Origin of the sequence: Pseudomonas fluorescens, from assembly GCF_001648775.1 — a bacterium.
Lineage (GTDB): Bacteria > Pseudomonadota > Gammaproteobacteria > Pseudomonadales > Pseudomonadaceae > Aquipseudomonas > Aquipseudomonas fluorescens_M.
Genome location: NZ_LVEJ01000028.1, coordinates 29,943 through 49,860 on the forward strand (window position 1 = coordinate 29,943; position 19,918 = coordinate 49,860).

Genomic DNA, 19,918 nt, shown 5'->3' on the forward strand with positions numbered 1-19,918 from the left:
CGCTCCGTGAATAAAAAGGCGAGTGAAGCAGGCGAGGATTAAGCGGCAATTATGGCCGCCATCGCCCTTGACGGAAAGCGCGCAGCACGGTAACCCGCTCGCCCGTGTGGGCAATGGGTTCAAAAAGGTAAAGCGTGCCATTGGTTCATTACCAACACAGAAACAATTCGCGCCTGTCTATCAAATCTTCGCTGGTTTAGCCTGCGGTCGAAATGGATTGCTACTACAGCTCTTAAAAGGATTTAAGAACAATGCCTCATCTAAAAAATGTTGTAGCCGTTGATTGGCGCTCGGGACCTGACCGGATCTACTTTTTCTTCAAGGACTCCAATACCTATTCGCGTTTCAACATCGGCGACAACCGGGTGCCCGCCGGATATCCCGCTGAAGTCAACGCGGATAACTGGAGCGAGTTTCATCGACACGTGCGCAATCTGCGTTTCGGTTTCACCACCACCGGTATCCTTCCTGACTCGCACAGTGGCTTTGACGACGATGTCTTGTGGCTTTTCTACAGCGACAATGGCCAACCGATGGTGTGTAAATACGATCAGGATCTGGATAAGGTCGGCAGCATGGATCCTCTGGAAGCTACCGTCTGGGCGGCACTGGGCCCGTACTTCGAGCGCATCGTGGCCGGTACCTGGTGGCAAATGACCGGCTCCAGCAGCCAGGTGTTCCGGTTTCTCCTGAACGACGGCCATACCGTCGCAATCAACCTGTCCAACAACGATATTCAGTACGAAAGCATCAATGGCGAGTCCTGGCCGGGCCTTGAGCCTTATCGGGACAGTATCGTCACCGCGGTGCAGAATGATCGAACGTTCGCGGCCAGTTATTTCTACATTTTCCTGAACAACAACCAATACATTTGCTACAACATGCAGCGCAATCGGGTGGAATACGGCCCTATCGATGTGGATGAAGACAGCTGGCCAGGTTTGCTCTGCGGCCTGCCTTGAACCGTGCCTCGCGGCCGGTTAATCATCGGTTAATCGCCGCCGCCCATTGTGCAACCCACTTGCACAGGGACAAGGCTCCTCCATGCGTCATTTTTTTCTTTTGTTTGCTCTGCTGATTTCGAGTCTGGCCCAGGCTGGAAACAACCCCTTTGATACAAAGCCGGAGTTTCTGCCGGTCGACAAAGCCTTCGTCCTCACGTCCGAACGTCTGGAGTCGGGAGAAACCCAGCTGTTCTGGCAAATCACCGACGGCTATTACCTGTATCAGAAACGCCTGAAATTCGACGGACTGAGTGCCGCACAACAACCAGCGTTGCCCGAGGGTGAATCCCACAGCGACGAGTTTTTCGGTGAGCAACCGGTCTATCGCCAAGGCCTGGAAGTGAAAATTCCGGCGGCGGCCACCGGGCAGATCAAGGTCAGCTACCAGGGCTGCGCCGACGCTGGCCTGTGCTATCCGCCGCAAACCCGGGTCATTGACCTGGGTGGCCAGGCGGCAGCGACCGCCGGTGCAGAAGCCCCGGATCAAGCCTTGGCCAGCAGCCTGCAACAACGCGCGCTGGGCTGGAGTCTGCTGGTGTTTTTCGGCCTCGGTCTGTTGCTGGCGTTCACGCCTTGTACCTTGCCAATGCTGCCCATTCTGGCCGGCATGGTAGTCGGCAGTGGTGCTACCCCGCGACGCGGCTTCGCGCTGGCCAGCAGTTATGTAATCTGCATGGCGCTGGTGTATGCGGCGATGGGCGTGATCGCCGCGCTGCTCGGCGCGAACCTGCAAGCGTGGTTGCAGAACCCTTGGCTGCTCGGCGCGTTCGCCGCGATCTTCGTGGTGCTGGCGTTGCCGATGTTCGGTTTCTTCGAGCTGCAATTGCCGGTGGCGCTGCGTGATCGTCTCGAACACGCCTCGCGCAGTCGCAGCGGCGGCAGCCTGGTCGGCGCCGGTGTACTCGGTGCCTTGTCCGGTCTGTTGGTCGGGCCGTGCATGACCGCACCGCTGGCCGGTGCCTTGCTGTACATCGCGCAGAGCGGCAATGCGCTGCACGGCGGTCTGATTCTGTTCTCGTTGGGTATTGGCATCGGTGTGCCGTTGCTGCTGTTGGTGACCGTGGGCAATCGCTTCCTGCCCAAACCCGGCGCGTGGATGAACCTGCTCAAAGGCGTGTTCGGTTTCCTCTTCCTCGCCACCGCGCTGTTGATGCTGCGCCCGGTACTGGATGCTTCGCTGTGGCTGGGTCTGTGCGGGGCACTGCTGTTGATTGCCGCGTTCTGTGCCTGGAAACAGTCCGAAGGTTTTGGCCGTGTCGCCCAGTTGTTCGGCGCCAGCTCGCTGTTGCTTGGGCTGTGGGGCAGTGTGCTGGTGATTGGTGCGGCGGGCGGCAGCGATGATCCCTATCAGCCACTGCAGGTCTACAGTGCCGGGCGCGCCAGCACGGCGGCACCATCGGCGCATGACGCGTTCACCACGATCAAGGAGCCGGCGGCGCTGCAACGCGAACTCGACGCTGCCAAGGCTCAAGGCCAGTGGGTGTTGCTCGATTACTACGCCGACTGGTGCGTGTCGTGCAAAGTCATGGAGAAACAGGTGTTCGGCAAAGACAAGGTCATGCAGGCGTTGAATGACGTGCGCCTGCTCAGGCTCGACGTCACCGCCGACAATACCGCCAGCCGTGAATTGCTCAGCCGCTACAAAGTACCGGGGCCACCGAGCTTCGTCTGGATCGGCACAGATGGCGAAGAACGGCGCAGCCAGCGCATCACGGGCGAAGTTGATGCCGAGACGTTCCTGCAACGCTGGACCAACACCCGAGACGCCAATTAATGCTGACATTCACCCTCGGCACCTTTGCCATCGCGCTTAACCATTTGCTGCTGATCAGCGCCCTGGCGCTGGCGACATTTGTCGGCTGGCGCGTGGCCAAGCGTGGCGGCGATAACCCCGAGTCGGCATTGTTCAGCCTGTTCCTGCTGGGCATGCTCGCAGCGCGGATTGCCTTTGTCGTGCTGTATTGGCCGCACTATCGCAATGACCCGTGGCAGATTGTTGACCTGCGCGACGGCGGCTTCCTCGCCTGGCCGGGCGTCATCGTGTTGCTGCTGGTTGCGTTGTATCGCGGCTGGCGGCGTCCGGGCTTGCGGCGTCCGCTGGGGTTTGGCGTGGCCAGCGGCGTGCTGTTCTGGCTGTTGGCCACGCTGTCGCTGAACATCTACGAACAAGGCACCCGCCTGCCTGACATTGCCCTGCGCAACGCGGCCGGCGAAACCATTCAGCTCAGCGATTATCAGGGCGGCCCGCTGGTGATCAACCTGTGGGCGACCTGGTGTCCACCGTGCCGGCGCGAGATGCCGGTGCTGGAAAACGCTCAGCAGCAACGCCCGGACCTGACCTTCCTGTTCGTCAATCAGGCCGAAAGCATGCAAAGCGTTGCGACCTTTCTCGAAACCCAGGGCCTGAGTTTGAACAACGTGCTGTTCGATCGTCGCGGCCAGCTCGGTCAGGCCGTGGGTTCCATGGCGTTGCCGACTACGCTGTTCTATAGCCCTGACGGCCGCCTGCTGACCAGCCATCTGGGCGAGTTGTCGAACGCCAGTCTGGCGCGTGCCCTGGAAAACTTCGGCGAACCGACTCCACATTCGACCCCGGCCGCTGCACCGGCCACCTCTGCAAGGAAACTGCCATGCCCCGCCTCCGCCACCTGTTGACGCTGACTCTGGGCACTGCCCTGCTGCACTTGCCGTCGGTGCAGGCTGCTGAAGAACTGCCCGCAGCGATCAAGCAGATCGAAGCCAAAGGCGCAAAAATCGTCGGCCAGTTCGACGCCCCCGATGGCCTGCGCGGTTACGCAGCGCAGTATCAGAACCGTGGCATGGCGCTGTACCTGACCCCGGATGGCAAGCACGTTTTGCTCGGCAATCTGTACGACGCCGATGGTAAGGACTTGAGTAGCGAACCGCTGCAGAAACTGGTGTACGCGCCGATGGCCAAGGAAATCTGGGCCAAGTTCGACGCGAGCAACTGGATTCAGGACGGCAACAAGGATGCACCGCGCACGGTGTATCTGTTCAGCGATCCGAACTGCCCGTACTGCAACATGTTCTGGGAACAGGCGCGGCCATGGGTCAAGGCCGGCAAGGTGCAACTGCGGCACATCATGGTCGGCATCATCCGCGAGGACAGCCCAGGCAAATCGGCCGCGCTGCTCGCTGCCAAAGACCCGGCCAAAGCCTTGGAAGATCACGAAAAGGCCGGCAAGGGCAGTTCGCTCAAGGCGTTGAAAGATATCCCGGCGGCGGTGCAGACCAAACTGGCGGCGAACATGCAGTTGATGGAAGACCTGGACTTACAGGCCACACCGGCGATTTTCTACATGGATGACAAGGGTGAACTGCAACAGCAACAAGGTGCACCTTCGCCGGACAAGTTGGCGAAGATTCTCGGGCCCAAGTAACCATTGTTGGCTTGCGCACACGTGCGCAAGCTTTCAAAAATCGCAGCGACCAATGATGTCTTCCAGGTGCTCTGTTGCGCCCTGCGCGCGCAAGAACGTCGCGACTTCAGTGCTCCACTGTTGATCCGACGCGATGCCTGCCCAGGCATGTGTACCCGCCCAATGGTAGGGACGATCATCAAAGGTGTGGATCAGCGCCTGATTCAATGTTCGTACATCAAACTCGGGGTTTTTCGCGCTTTGCATCATCAGTGAGCTGAACACTCGCTGTTGGGTGTCTTCACACAACTTGACCTGTTGCGCCTCAGTGGAGCTCAAGACAATAAAGTCGGGTTTTATGTGCTCGTCGAGCGCTGCCTGCAACCGGTAATGGCCATCGATAATCACGTAGGAGCACAACCCGCCCACGTACCAGAGCAGGATGGGCGGCAAGCTGCCCTCTCGGGCTTTTTTACGCCACCACTTCATCCGGCCTGACAATGGGTCCACGGTGTGCAAGCCGATCAGATGGCCCAAATCCCAGTCGAGCCAATGCACGGTCTGCGGTTGTACATTATCGAGAATGCCCTCACCGCGCGCGTACCATCTCGGCAAATGGCTGGACGCCTCTGTGGGTGTGGAGAAATACCAGCCGCGTACGCCTTCGCCATATGTGTAGCGTGCCGCAGTGGGCAACAGCGGACGCGCCACCCAATGGCCGGGGTAGAGAAAGTCCGCCTGATGTTCCATTAACTTGCTGATGAAGTAGCGACACCATTTGCGGATACGCTCATCGGGCGGCAAATCAAAATGTTCCTGGACGTCAGCAGAATCGATGGCAGGTACCGGTGATGATTCCAGTTGAATGGATTGCGGGTTGCGAACCAGCCACGCACCGTAGTACGAGGTGGCGATGGTGCCCCAAAACAACGTGATGTCGTTGAGCATCAACTTCATCCGCCCGTTGTTCCCGCTCTGTAGATGAAGTGGCGGCTTGTTTGACGTGGTTCGTTTGACCTCAACGCTCAAGCCCGCCCACTTGTCCTCGAGATCCTTCAGATCGCGCCAGTAAAATTGTTCCACATCAGTCCCTTAATGAGTGTCATCGCGGGCGCGAGTATCGCAGATTTTGGCTTTTCGTTGCCTGGACTGGCGCCTACGGCGGAGCGCCGACCGGAGCCGACTCCGGGCGGCGTTCCGACAATTGGGTTTACTCGGGGTGTCGGTTGCGCTCGCTGAGGAAGGTAAACAACACTTCGCTGACAAACTCCGGGTTCTCCAGGTTGGAGATATGCCCCGCCTGCGGCACCAGCACCCACGGGCAGCCGATCAACTCAGCCATTTCCTGTGCTTCCGAGGGTGGTCGCGGTTTGTCCTGATCGCCGCACAGTACCAGCGTGGTCGCGGCATTCAATTCGCGCAAACGCGGCAACAGATCATCGCGACCAAAGGTGATGCGCCCCATCGGCACGATGCTATCGCGCAGTCGATCAGACGAATACGCCGCCAGTTTTGCACGGAAATCCTGATACAGCGCCGACTGTGGATCGATGCCCGGACGGAAGAAGATCGGCACAACGATATCCAGCAATTGCTCGGAGATTTCGCCGGTTTCTTCGATCTGTTTAAACAGCGAGAAGTAGTACTGACGGGTTGGTTCAGGCTCGACGCCGACGTAGGTGTCCATCAGCACCAGACCGTTGATCCGCTGCGGTGCCGCCAATGCCAGGCGCACGCCCCACATGCCACCGACCGACAGCCCGACGAGAGTGACCTGAGCGATGTTCAGATGATCGAGCAAGGCTTGCGCCTGACGGGCGATGTCGTCCAGCGATGAGGTGTTCTCAGGCAAGCGTCCCGACTCGCCATGCCCCCATAGATCCAGCGCAATCACCCGGTAGTGCGGCGCCAACGCGGCAATCTGCGGCGCCCACATGGCCTGGTCCCACAGATAACTGCCAGCCAGCAATACTGCCGGACCTGTGCCTTGATCAATGTAATGCAGCGCTTGTCCGTCCACCGTGAAAAAAGGCATCGACCACCCCCGCGACAAAAAAGAGAACCGGCAGACTGAGCTGCCGGTTGCTGGTCGTCAACATTGGAAATGATGCCTTTTGTGTTGATGCTGATGCCGCCTTCGCGAGCAAGCTCGCTCCCACATTGGTTCTGCGTACACAGGACCAAATGTGGGAGCGAGCCTGCTCGCGAAGAGGCCAGTGCAGGCACTAAAGAATCAAAGGCCCTCCAGCTCCGCCATCAGATCATTCAAGCGATCAACCTTCTCCTCAGTGATATCACTCGCCGCCAGTCCATCGATGTACTCGGCCAACTCTTCCACCGTGCTGCACTCAAACATCGCCCGTAGCGGCACATCACGCTGCAGGGTTTTCTGTACCCGCGAAGCGATCTGCGTGGCCAGCAACGAATGTCCGCCCAGTTCGAAGAAGTTGTCACGCACACCGACCTGCTCGACCTTCAACACCTCGGCCCAAATGTCCGCCAACGTCTGCTCCAGCTCATTGCGCGGCGCCAGATAATCCTGGCTCTGCAACTGACCGATTTCCAGCGCCGGCAGGGCTTTGCGATCAAGTTTGCCGTTGGCATTGAGCGGCAGCTGATCGAGCCACAACCAGTGCAGCGGCACCATGTATTCCGGCAGTTCGGCACGCAGGCGCTGCTTGATTCGCTCCAGTCGTTCACTCGGATTCAGTGCGCTATCAGCCGCTACCAGATAACCGACCAAGTGCTTGCCGTTGACGCCTTCCTGCACACCGACCGCGCCATCACGCACTTCGGGTTGTTCGTGCAGACGCGCTTCGATTTCACCCAGTTCGATGCGGTAACCGCGAATCTTCACCTGATGGTCAACGCGGCCGACGTACTCCAGCACACCGTCGCTGCGACGCCGCGCCAGGTCACCGGTGCGATACAGACGCTCGCCCGGCGCACCGAACGGGTTCGGCACAAACACTGGCGCGGTACGCAGCGGATCGCTGACATAACCGCGACCGACGCCCGTGCCCGCCACGCACAACTCACCCACTGCACCCAGCGGCACCAGTTCCAGCGCGCCATCGACCAGATAGAGCAAGTTGTTGTCGGTCGGCGTACCGATCGGCAAGTAACTGCCGCGGGTCGAGGCCATGTCGACACGGAAGAACGCCACGTCATCCGAGCATTCCGCCGGGCCATAAGCGTTGACCAGACCGATGTCCGGGTAACGCAGCAGCCATTGGTGCGCGAGTTCCGGCGGCATCGCCTCACCGGTCGGCAACATCCAGCGCAAGCCATCGAGGCTCAGGCGATCCGCGGCGAGCATGCCTTGAATCAGCGACGGCACGCTCTCCAGCACGGTGATGCCCTGCGCCTGCACATGCACCAGCAACCCTTGCGGATCGTGGGCAATCGTATTCGGCACGATGTCTACTCGCGCCCCGAACAATGGCGCGGCGAGGAACTGCCAGACCGAAATATCGAAGCTTTGCGAAGCGGTCTGGGCGATCACGTCGGCATCGCTCAGGCTCAGATACGGCACCTTGCTCAACTGGTTATTGAGCATGCCGCGTTGCTCGACCATCACGCCTTTCGGCAGGCCGGTCGAGCCCGAGGTGTAGATCACGTAAGCGAGGTTGTCTGGGCCGCTATAGATGCCCAGGTTCTGCGCAGACATCGCCGCCGCCTGAAGCTCTTCCCACACCAGCAAGCGCGGGCGATTGGCGCAGCTGAATTCATCCAGCAACGTCTGCGCCTGTTCAAAGCATGCTTTAGAGCAGACCAGCACAGGCGTGCGGCTCAGCTCGATGATGCGTTGCAGACGCTGGCTTGGCAGGCCTGGATCGAGTGGCAGATAACCGGCGCCAGCCTTGAAGCTGCCGATGATCATGCCAAGCAGATCAAGGTTACGTTCGGCGAGTAGCGCCACCGGCTGATCCATCTGCACACCGGCGGCAACCAATGCATGGCCGAGACGGTTGGCATTCTGGTTCAACTCGGCGTAGCTCTGTTGCTGATTCAGGCACGTCGCGGCGATACGCTGCGGATGCGCGGCAACCTGTGCTTCGAACAGCGCGACATAGCTCTGCTCCAGCGGATAATCGCGGGCACTCTGGTTGCAACCGTGCAGCAGGAAATCTTGTTCCTCGACGCCCACCAGCGGTAGATCGGCCATGTCGCCATGGAAGCCATCGACCAGCGCCAGCAGCAGACGTTTGAACTCGCCGAGCATGCGCTCGATGGTCGATTCATCGAAATAACGCTGGTCATACGACAGGTGCAGACCCAGGTCATCGCCCGGGTAGCACACCGCCGTCAGCGGGAAATTGGTGTGCGTGCGGCCTGAGTCCGAGGTTGCATTCAGGCTCTGCGCCCGATCCAGCACCGACACTTCCACCGGGGCGTTTTCGAAGACGAACAGGCTGTCGAACAGCGGCTGACCTTTCGGCAATTCGCTTTGTTCCTGGATGTTCACCAGCGGCAGGTATTCGTACTCGCGCAGCTGCATGTTGCTGTCGAGCAGACCGCTCAACCACTGACGCACGCTGCTGCGCTGATCGTCCGCAGGCATCTTCACCCGCAGCGCAATACTGTTGATGAACAGGCCAACCGTGCGCTGCATCTCCGGCATTTCCACCGGGCGCCCGGCGACGGTAACGCCGAACAGCACATCACGATCGCCACTCATACGCCGCAGCACCAAGGCCCACGCTGCTTGAGCAAACGTGTTGATGGTCAGTTGATGGGCCTGCGCCAGTTCTCGCAGACGCGCACCGTCCTCGACATTCAGACGGGTGTAGCGGTCGCCGACGATCATGCCGCCGCTTTCACCAGCGTGCTCGCGCAGGAACGGACGGTCGCTCGGGATCGGCGTGGTGCGCTCAAACCCTTGCAGGTTCTGCTGCCACCACTGCCGCGCTTCGGCCAGGCTCTGGCGTTGCAGCCAGCCGATGTAATCGCGATAACGCGGCGGCACGGCGAGTTGCGCTTCACGCCCCTCACCCAGCGCGGTGTAAATCTCGAAAAAGTCATTCATCAGCAACGAACGGCACCAGGCATCGATGAGGATGTGGTGGTTGCTCATCATGAACCAGTAACGCGCCGCGCCAACCTTGATCAGGCGCAGGTGGAACGGTGCCTGATTGAGCAGATCGAAACCGGCCTCGCGCTCGCTTTTCAGCAGCGCTTGCAGCTTCGGTTCCTGTTCGGTTTCAGCGATGGCGCTCCAGTCCAAATACTCGATCGGCGTGCGACCCGGGGTGTGAATCACTTGCAGCATGTCTTCGCCGACGTTCCAGCAGAACGACGCGCGCAACGCTTCGTGACGGGCGATCACCGCTTGCCACGCCTGAGCGAACCGCTCGGCGTCGAGTTCGCTGTTGATGCGGTAGCGATCCTGCATGTAGTACAGACCGGTGCCCGGTTCGAGCAAGGTGTGCAGCAACATGCCTTCCTGCATCGGCGTCAGTGGATAGACGTCTTCGATGTGCGCGACGGGAACCGGCAAGGCATCGAGTTGCGCCTGAGTCAGTTTCGCCAGCGGGAAGTCCGACGGCGTCAGGCCACCGGCCTCATCTTGCAGGCAATGGCTGATCAGGCTTTGCAGCTCGCCGAGATAGGCATCAGCCAGATCGTTGATGGTTCGCGTCTCGTAACGCTCGGCGCTGAAGGTCCAGCGCAGCAGCAGTTCACCGCCGTAAACCTGACTGTCGACACTCAGCTCGTTTGGCAATGGCGCGTGCGGATCGTGGGCGGCACCGACCGGCTCATCCAGCGGCCGGAACAGCGCATCGCTGCCGAAGCTTTGGTCGAACTGGCCGAGGTAGTTGAAGGTGACCGGCGCCTTCGGCAGCGCGGCCATGCTGCGCTGGCTGAGGTCATCGGCGAGATAACGCAGCACGCCATAACCCAGGCCCTTGTGCGGCACGGCGCGAAGTTGCTCCTTGATCGCTTTGATCGAAGCGCCCTGCCCGGCAGCTTCTTCGATGTTGTGCGGTGTCAGGCGCAATGGATAGGCGCTGGTGAACCAGCCGACGGTGCGGGTCAGGTCGATCTCGTCGAACAGGGTTTCGCGGCCGTGACCTTCCAGTTGAATCAGTGCCGACGGCTGCCCGCTCCAGCGGCAGAGTACGCGGGCCAATGCCGTCAGCAGCAGGTCGTTGACCTGCGTGCGATAAGCGGCCGGTGCCTGTTGCAACAACTGCTTGGTGTGCTCGGCATCCAGTCGCACGCTGACGGTTTGCGCGTGGCGATTCTGCTGGCCGCCCTGCGGGTTTTCACATGGCAGATCGGCGTTCGGGCCGGCCAGTTGGGTCTGCCACCAGTCGAGTTCTTCGCGCAGGGATTCGCTGCCGGCGTAAGCCTGCAAACGCGCCGTCCAGTCCTTGAAAGCACTGGTTTTCGCCGGCAGCTTCACCGCTTGTTCGGCGTCGAGTTGGCGATACACAGTTTGCAGATCGTCGAGCAACACGCGCCACGAAACGCCATCGACCACCAAGTGATGAATCGCGATGAACAGGCGTTGCTGGCCTTCAGGACCATCAACCAGCACGGCACGCACCAACGGGCCTTGCTCAAGGTCGAGACTGCGCTGGGCATCGGCGAACAGCGCTTCGCACTTGTCCATCGAGGTGACGCGCACTTGCCACAACACCGGTGCATCGGAGGCGGCTTGGTGCGTAGCCTGCCATTGGCCGCTGGCCTCGGTGAAGCGCAGACGCAAGGCGTCGTGTTGCTCGATCACCGCCAGCAACGCTTGTTCCAGACGATGCGGTTCGAGGGTTGCAGTCGGCTCCAGCAACAGCGCCTGATTCCAGTGCTGACGCTCTGGAATATCGGTGTCGAAGAACCAATGCTGAATCGGCGTCAGCGCCGATTCGCCAACCACCAGACCTTGCTCGGCCGTCACCTGCTCGGTGCGACTGGCTACCGCCGCGAGGGTCTGCACAGTCTGATGCTGGAACAGATCGCGCGGGCTGAAATGAATGCCTTGCTGGCGTGCACGGCTGACCACTTGAATCGACAGAATCGAGTCGCCGCCCAGCTCAAAGAAGTTGTCGTTGAGGCCGACCTGCTCGACGTTGAGCACCTCACACCAGATCTGCGCCAGGGTCTGCTCCAGTTCGTTGCTCGGCGCGACGTAGTCCTGACGATTGAGCTCAGGGTCCGGCGCCGGCAAGGCGCGACGGTCGAGTTTGCCGTTGGCGGTCAGCGGCATGCTCGCCAGCAGAATCAGATGCGTCGGCACCATGTAATCCGGCAGTTGTGCCTTGAGGTGCGCCTTGAGGGCGTCGCGCAACTCGGCCTGTTTGACTTCGCTTTGCTCGGCGACTTCGGTGACGAGATAGCCAACCAGTTGTTTGCCGCTCGGTGCATCCAGTGCCAGCACCACAGCTTCGCGGATCGAATCGTGATCGAGCAGGCGCGTTTCGATTTCGCCCAGCTCGATACGGAAACCACGGATTTTCACCTGATGGTCGATCCGCCCCAGGTATTCCACCAGTCCATCGGCACGCTGGCGCACCAGGTCGCCGGTGCGGTACATGCGCCCGCCATCGGCGGCGAACGGGTCAGCGACAAAGCGTTCTGCGGTAATGCCCGGGCGGTCGTGATAGGCCTGCGCCAGACCGGCGCCGCCAACGAACAATTCACCGGTCGCGCCTCGCGGCACCAGCGCCAGATCGGCGTCGAGAATGTACGCCACCCGCGCACCCATCACGCTGCCGATCGGCACACTGCCGGCGCCCTCTTCCAGCACCTCCGGCGCCAGACTGGCCAGCGGCATGACTACCGTCTCGGTCGGCCCGTAAGCGTTGAAGAACATCGACGGTTTGAACGCTGCGCGAATCCGTTGCAGGTGCTCGCCGGTCAACGCTTCGCCGCCGGTGATGATCATCCGCACCGGGAGGATTTCGTTTTGCGTCGACAGGAACTGCGCCAACTGGCTGCCGTAGCTCGGGGTGAAACCGAGCACGTTGATTTTATGCGTGCGGATCAAACCGCAGATTTCTTCCGCGTCCCACTGACCTTGCGCACGCAACACCACCTGCGCGCCGCTGAGCAGCGGCACCAGCAGACGCTCGGTCGCGGCATCGAAGTTGATCGAATAAAAGTGCAGTTCGCAGTCGTCGGGGCGCATGCCGAAACGCTCGATTACCGCTTGGCAGTGCATGGCGATTTCGCCGTGGGAGACCACCACGCCTTTCGGTTTGCCGGTCGAACCCGAGGTGTAAATCAGGTACGCCTGATGCTGCGGCAGGCTGATAAATGGCAGCTCGCTGGCCGGATAATCAGCGAGCGCTGCGCTGTCCTCTTCCAGGCACCAGCGCGCCACGCCTGGCGGCAGATCGCCAAGGGCTTTGAACATGGCGCGATCACTGAGCAGCAGGCCGATGCGGCTGTCTTCGATCATGTAATGCAGCCGGTCGAGCGGGTATTCCGGGTCCAGCGGCACATAGGCGCCGCCAGCCTTGAGAATTGCCAGCAGGCCGATGACCATTTCCAGCGAACGCTCCAGCGCCAGACCAACCCGCACTTGCGGGCCGACACCACGCTCACGCAGGGCCCAGGCCAGACGATTGGCACGGGCGTCGAGCTCGGCGTAGCTCAGGGTTTGCCCGGCGAAAGTCAGGGCCGGCGCGTCTTTGCGCGCCAATGCCTGCTCGGCGAACAGGTGATGGATGCACTGATCGAGACGATGCTCGCCCGGCTCGATGCCGAGGCTGTCGAGCAACTGCTGTTGTTCGGGCTGATCAAGCAGCGGCAGTTCACTGAGGCGCTGTTGCGGATCGGCGATCAGCGCTTCGAGCAGGTTGCGCCAATGTTTGGCCATGCGCGCGATGGTCGGCTCATCGAACAAATCGGTGCTGTACGTCAGGCAGCAACCGAGGCGATGGTCGAGGTCGGTGACCTCAAGGTTAAGGTCGAACTTGGTCGCCCGCGCATCGTTGGCCAGGTACTCGACGGTCATGCCGGCGAGCATGCGGCTCTGCTGGAATTCCCAGCGCTGCACGTTGCACATCACCTGGAACAGCGGGTTGTACGCGGCGCTGCGCGGTGGCTGCAAGGCTTCAACCAGATGATCGAACGGCAGATCCTGATGCGACTGGCCTTCGATCACGGTGTGGCGCACCTGCTCAAACAATTCGCCGACCGACATCATGCCGTCGAGCTGGCAACGCAGCACTTGAGTGTTGAGGAACGCCCCGATCAGTCCTTCGCTTTCCGGACGAATGCGGTTGGCCACCGGCGCGCCGATGCGCAGATCGGTCTGGCCGCTGTAGCGGTAAAGCAGCGTGGCGAGCGCGGCAGTCATGGTCATGAACAGGGTCAGACCGTTTTGCGCATTGAATGCACGAACGCGCGCGGCGAGGTCGTCGCTCAGATCGAAACGGAACAGCTCACCCTGATGGCTTTGCACCGGCGGACGCGGACGGTCGCCCGGCAATTCCAGCAGCGGATGCTCGCGACCCAGCTGTGCGGTCCAGTAATCGAGTTGACGCTGACGCTCGCCGGATTCCAGCCAGTTGCGCTGCCAGACGCTGTAGTCGAGGTATTGCACCGGCAACGGTTCGAGCGGCGAATCGCGATCATCGACAAACGCTTCGTACAACGCACTGAGTTCGCGGGCGAAAATATCCATCGCCCAGCCTTCGGTGACGATGTGGTGCAGGGTCAGGACGAAGTAATGCTCGTGCTCGGCGGTCTTCACCAGACAGGCACGCAGCAGCGGGCCGGTTTCCAGGTCGAACGGCAGATGCGCTTCTTCATCGGCCAGTTGCTGAACTTTCTGCTCGCGCACATCAGCGGCAAATTTGGAGAAATCCTTCCAGCCCATGCGTACGCCGGTCTCGGCATGCACCTGCTGACGCGCAACGCCGTCGACACTCGGGAACGTGGTGCGCAGGGTTTCGTGACGCAAAATCAGCGCTTGCAACGCCAACTCGAAACGCTCGACATGCAACACGCCACGCAAGCGCGCCATGCCGCCAACGTTGTACGCCGGGCTGTCCGGTTCCATCTGCCAGAGGAACCACATGCGCTGTTGCGAGTACGACAACGGTACTGGTTTGCTGCGATCAACCTTGTCGATCGGTGGCTGTTTGTTGGTGCGGCCGCTGGCCTGGATCAGACGGATCTGCTCGGCGAAATCACCGAGTTCGCTGTGCTCGAACAACGCGCGCAACGGCAGTTCGACGTCACAGGCCTGACGGGTGCGCGAGATGATTTGCGTGGCCAGCAGCGAGTGGCCGCCGAGGGCGAAGAAGTCGTCGCGCAGGCCGACTTGGGGCAGGCCGAGCACTTCGCGCCAGATCGCGGCGATCCGCTGTTCCAGCTCAGTCACCGGTTCAACGTGTTCACGTACTTGCCATTGCGGCTCCGGCAAGGCGCGACGGTCGAGTTTGCCGCTGGGGCTGAGGGGCATTGCATCCAGGCGCATCAGTTGCGCCGGGACCATGTATTCCGGCAATTCGGCGGCCAGAGCGGTTTTCAGGCGAGCGCTTTGCTCGTCAGGATTTTCACTGGCATCGGTCGCGGTGAAGTAGCCAATCAGCTGCGCGCCGGCAGCGGTTTCGCGCACCAGCACCACGGCATGGGCGACGCCGTCCTGGGCGAGCAGACGCGCCTCGATTTCTTCCGGTTCGACGCGGAAGCCACGCAATTTGACCTGTTGATCGAGGCGGCCAAGGTATTCGATGACGCCATCGGCGGTCCAGCGCGCACGGTCGCCGGTGCGGTACAAACGCGCGCCCTGCTCGCCCAGCGGATCGACGACAAAGCGTTCAGCGGTCAACGCTGGACGACCGAGATAACCGCGGGCCAGACCGATGCCGCTGATGCACAGTTCACCCGGCACACCCGCCGGCACGGGATTGAGGTCGGCGTCGAGCACGCGGCAAATCACGTTACCCAGCGGACGGCCGATCGGCGAGCGCTCGCCATCGGCAGTGGTGCAATGCCAATGGGTGACGTTGATCGCGGTTTCGGTCGGGCCGTAACGGTTGTGCAATTGCACCGCCGGCAGTTGCGCCAACACACGGTTGCGCAGTTCGGCAGGCAGCGCTTCACCACCGGAAAAGACCCGGCGCAGGCTGGTGCATTCGGCGCTCAGCGGTTCGTCGATGAACAGCGAGAGCAGTGGCGGCACAAAGTGCAGCGTGGTCACGCCGTATTCTTGAACCAGTTGTGCGATGCGATGCGGGTCGCGGTGCTCACCCGGGCCGGCGATCAGCAGACGCGCGCCAGTGATCAGTGGCCAGAAGCATTCCCACACCGACACGTCGAAACTGATCGGGGCCTTTTGCATCAGCACATCCGTTTCATTCAGCGCGTAAGCGTTCTGCATCCATTGCAGACGTTCGGCCAGTGCCGCGTGGGTATTGCCAACACCTTTCGGTTGGCCGGTGGAACCCGAGGTGTAAATCACGTAAGCGAGGTTGTCGCCGTGCAAGTGCAGGCCCGGCGCCTGGCTCGGCCAGTTTTCCAGGTGCAACGCGTCCATGGCGATCACGCTGACGCCGTCGCTGGCCGGCAAACGGTCGAGCAATTCGGTCTGGGTCAGCAGCAGTTCAACTCCGCTGTCGCTGAGCATGTAAGCCAGGCGATCAGCCGGGTAATCCGGGTCCAGCGGCACATAGGCGCCGCCGGCCTTGATGATCGCCAGCAGGCCGATCAGCAGTTGTGGCGAACGCTCGGCGGCGATGGCCACGCAAACGTCGGGGCCGACGCCTTTGTCGCGCAAATAGTGTGCGAGGCGGTTGGCTTGGGTGTGCAGTTCGGCGAAGTCGAGGCTACCGCGCTCCCATACCAGCGCGGTGCGTTCCGGGGTCAGGCGTGCCTGTTCGTTGAGCAGTTCCGGCAGCCATTGTTGCGCCGCAGTGCACGGTGCGACGCTCCAGTTTTTTTGCTGGTCGTGTTCGCTGACGCTGAGCAGTTGCAGGTCGCCGATGGCGTGTTCCGGCCGTTGGCAAACTTCGCGCAACAGGTTGCTGAAGTGCTCGGCCAGACGCGCAATGGTCGTGGCATCGAACAATTCGCTGGCGTAGTCGAACGACAGGGTCAGGCGACCGTTACGGTCTTCTTCGCTGTGCAGTTGCAGGTCGAACTTGGCCTCGCGGCTGTGCCACGGCAGTTCTTCGGCGAGCAGACCCGGCAGACGCTTCAGCGCACTCAGATCGCGCTGCTGGTGGTTGAACATGACCTGGAACAAGCCTTGTTCACGGGCCTGCGGGAAGGCTTCGAGCAATTGTTCGAACGGCAGATCCTGGTTCGCCTGGGCACCGAGTGCGGCTTCACGGGTTTGGGCCAGCAGGTCGACAAACGACAGACGCGAATCGATCTCGGCGCGCAGCACCTGGGTGTTGATGAAGAAGCCGATCAGGCCCTGGGTTTCCAGGCGCGGACGGTTGGCATTCGGCACGCCGATACGGATATCGCGCTGACCGCTGTAGCGATGCAGCAGGCTCTGGAGTGCCGAAAGCAGCAGCATGAACGGCGTCGATTGATGCGCCTGCGCCGTGTTGCGGATCGCATCGCTGAGGCTCACGCCCAGACGCACCGTGTGGCGTGCGGCGCTGTGAGTTTGCTTGGCGGAGCGTGGGTAATCGGTGGCCAGTTCCAGCGCTGGATGCTCGTCGCCCAACTGCGCTTTCCAGTACGCCAACTGCCGCTCGCCCTCGCCTTGCGCCAGCCATTGGCGCTGCCAGCTGCCGTAGTCGGCGTACTGGGTTGACAGTGGCGCAAGGCTGGCCGTCACGCCTTGCGAAGCGGCGGCATACAGGCGCGAGAATTCGTCGATCAATACGTTCAGCGACCAGCCGTCGGCGATGATGTGGTGCAGGGTCACCAGTAGTTGGTGATCTTCGTCGTCGAGACGCACCAGCGTCACCCACAGCAGTGGGCCTTTTTCCAGGTCGAACTGAGTGCGCGCTTCGTCCTCGCGGATTTGCTGAGCACGGGCTTCGCGCTCATGCGCCGGCAGGTCGCTGATGTCGATCAGTTGCAGATTGAATTCGGCGGTGGCATCGACTTGTTGCAGGGCGACGCCGTCGCGCTCAAAGAAGCGCGTGCGCAGCGATTCGTGACGTTCGATCAGTTGCTGGAAGCTGGCGCGCAGGGCGTCTTCGTCGAGTTCGCCACGCAGGCGCAGCGCGCCGGGAATGTTGTAGGCGCTGCTCTGCGGGTCGAGTTGCCAGGTGATCCACAAGCGGTTTTGCGCCAGCGATTGCGGCATCGGCTCGCTGCGCGACAGCGTGGTGATTGCGCCTTGGGCACTGCCGCCGTCCTGTTGCTGTTGCGCTACGGCTGCGGCGAACTCGGCCAGCGTCGGCGCTTCGAACAGCAGACGCAGATTCAGCTCAAGGCCAAGTTCTTCGCGAACCTTGGCAATCACTTGCGTGGCGGCGATCGAGTTGCCGCCAAGCAGGAAGAAGTGGTCGTCAGCGTTGACCTGTTTGACGTTGAGTTGCTCGGCCCAGATGTTGCCAATCAGCGCTTCGAGCTCAGATGCGTTGGTGCCCGACTCTGCGGTTTCGGCTACCGTCGTCGGGAATACTGCGTAACTGTCGAGGCTGCCATCGGCCAGTCGATTGCGGCACGCCGAACGCTGCAATTTGCCGCTGGAAGTTTTCGGCAGCGCACCCGGATTGAGCAGCACCACCACGCTCGGCGCTTGCTGATAAGCCTCGGCCACGGCTTGGCGAATGGCTTTGATCAACGCTTCCGGCGGAAGGATCTTCTGCACGCTGCGGCTGATTTCCGCGGCAATGCCGATACCTTCTTCGCCATTCTGATTGATCGCGAACGCAGCGACGCGCCCCTTGCGCACCACCTCCAATTCGTTCTCGACGGTCTTCTCGATGTCCTGCGGATAAAGGTTGTGGCCGCGTACGATGAGCATGTCTTTCAGGCGCCCGGTGATGAACAGCTCACCGTCGCGCATAAAGCCCAGGTCACCGGTGCGCAGCCAGGTGCGACCGGCATGCTGGACGAAGGTCTTGGCGCTGGCTTCGGGGTTGCGCCAGTAACCGTGGGCGATGCTCGGACCGGCCGCCCAGACTTCACCGACGGCGTTATCGGCGAGTTCTACGAGCGTGCTCGGCTCGACGATCAACACCGCGTGTTCCGGCTGACTGATGCCGCAGCTCATGATCGGGCTGCCCTCGCCCGGCTCGGCGCGGTTTTGCGCCAGCGCCTGATCGTCCACGCGCAGCGCCGGGATGCCGGTGCCGCGCGGGGTGCCGGCGACGAACAGTGTGGCTTCGGCCAGACCGTACGAAGCCATGAAACTGTCTTCGCTGAAGCCACATGCCACGAACTTCTCGGCGAAACGCTCCAGCGTGTCGAGGCGAATCGGCTCGGAACCGGAATAGGCGACGCGCCAGCGGCTCAGGTCGAGACGTTCAAGCGCCGATTCACTGACCCGTTCACTGCACAAGCGATAGGCGAAGTCCGGCCCGCCGCTGATGGTGCCACCGTATTGGCTGATCGCTTCGAGCCAGCGCAATGGCCGACCGAGGAAGTACGCCGGTGACATCAGGATGCACGGCACACCGCTGAAGATCGGCTGCAGCAAGCCACCGATCAAACCCATGTCATGGTACAGCGGCAACCAGCTGACGATGACGTCGTCCGGGTTCACATCAATGCCGAAACCGTGACGAATCAGCAACTCGTTGGCGACCAGATTGCCGTGGCTGACTTGCACGCCTTTGGGCAGCGCAGTCGAGCCGGAGGTGTATTGCAGGAAAGCGATGTGGTCGGGCGGCAGCGCCGGCTCCTGCCAGTTTGCAGCCAGTGCACCGTCGAGCGTGTCGACGCACAACAGCGGCGGCGCACCTTCGATCTGCTGCAAGGTGTCGCGCAGGTCGGCGCTGGTCAGCAGCAAGCGTGGTTCAGCGTCGGCGATGATCGACAACAAGCGTTCCTGATGGTGACGACGCGCGGATTCCGGCGGATAGGCCGGCACCGCGATAACCCCGGCATACAGGCAACCAAAGAACGCCGCGACGTAATCCGGGCCGCTGGGAAACAGCAGCACCGCGCGATCGCCGAACCCAGCCTCGGCCTGCAACGCTGCCGCAATGGCGCGCGCGCGTTGATCCAGCTCGCGATAACTGAGTACCACAGCCTGCTCTGGGTTTTCGGCAAGAAAACGCAAGGCCAGTTGATCCGGCGTCAGGGCCGCGCGGCGCTGAAGGGCTTGGACCAGGGTGCTGGGGAGTTCGAACGCGTCGGTCATGAGGTTTCCTGCCTGAATTCGGCTTGCGAGTGGAATCGAGTTGCTGTGTCACGCCCTTCAAGGGCATGCAGGGCGCGGTCTGTGCCGACCGCGCAAGGCTGCGCAATGCTGTCTGGCGGCGGGCGTTTACCCGGAACCATTCACCAATGAGAACGGATGACGTCTTGAAATAATTAGTCGGCAGGCTGGATCGCCAATGGGGCCGGGGTGTGGCGGCGTGTCGCAGTGCTCACATCGCACCGATTTGGATCATTAGTTCTCTTTCTCAATTGACAATCATTATCATTCAACATAATTTGTCG

The 19,918-nt window shown here is 61.3% G+C and carries 7 protein-coding genes; 4 read left to right on the forward strand and 3 right to left on the reverse strand.

The features are described 5' to 3' along the window. The first annotated feature begins 251 nt into the window (after positions 1–251). From A8O26_RS24015 to dsbG, 4 genes are all read left to right on the forward strand, one after another. Positions 252–962, forward strand: a complete 711-nt coding sequence (locus A8O26_RS24015; protein WP_064120201.1) for a hypothetical protein — start codon at positions 252–254, stop codon at positions 960–962. Between the two features lie 82 nt (positions 963–1,044). Further along, positions 1,045–2,778: a protein-disulfide reductase DsbD gene (gene dsbD / locus A8O26_RS24020; RefSeq protein ID WP_064120202.1), complete on the forward strand. Its 1,734-nt coding sequence runs from the start codon at positions 1,045–1,047 to the stop codon at positions 2,776–2,778. Next, entirely contained in the window at positions 2,778–3,659 is an 882-nt protein-coding gene (locus A8O26_RS24025; RefSeq protein ID WP_064120203.1) for a TlpA family protein disulfide reductase, read from the forward strand. The genes dsbD and A8O26_RS24025 overlap by 1 nt, the downstream gene beginning before the upstream one ends. Further along, positions 3,635–4,405 (forward strand): thiol:disulfide interchange protein DsbG, encoded by a 771-nt coding sequence (gene dsbG, locus A8O26_RS24030; protein WP_064120204.1) that lies wholly within the window; start codon positions 3,635–3,637, stop codon positions 4,403–4,405. Before A8O26_RS24025 ends, dsbG begins: the two co-directional genes overlap by 25 nt. 33 nt (positions 4,406–4,438) lie before the next feature. Here the strand turns inward: dsbG and A8O26_RS24035 are convergent, their stop codons facing one another. From A8O26_RS24035 to A8O26_RS24045, 3 genes are all read right to left on the reverse strand, one after another. After that, positions 4,439–5,467: a ParB/Srx family N-terminal domain-containing protein gene (locus A8O26_RS24035; RefSeq protein WP_064120205.1), complete on the reverse strand. Its 1,029-nt coding sequence runs from the start codon at positions 5,465–5,467 to the stop codon at positions 4,439–4,441. A 127-nt stretch (positions 5,468–5,594) separates the two neighbouring features. Then, positions 5,595–6,419, reverse strand: a complete 825-nt coding sequence (locus A8O26_RS24040; protein WP_064120206.1) for an alpha/beta fold hydrolase — start codon at positions 6,417–6,419, stop codon at positions 5,595–5,597. Between the two features lie 198 nt (positions 6,420–6,617). Beyond that, a complete protein-coding gene (locus A8O26_RS24045) occupies positions 6,618–19,616 on the reverse strand; it encodes a non-ribosomal peptide synthetase (RefSeq protein ID WP_064120207.1) in 12,999 nt (4,332 codons plus the stop codon). Between the last annotated feature and the right edge of the window lie 302 nt (positions 19,617–19,918).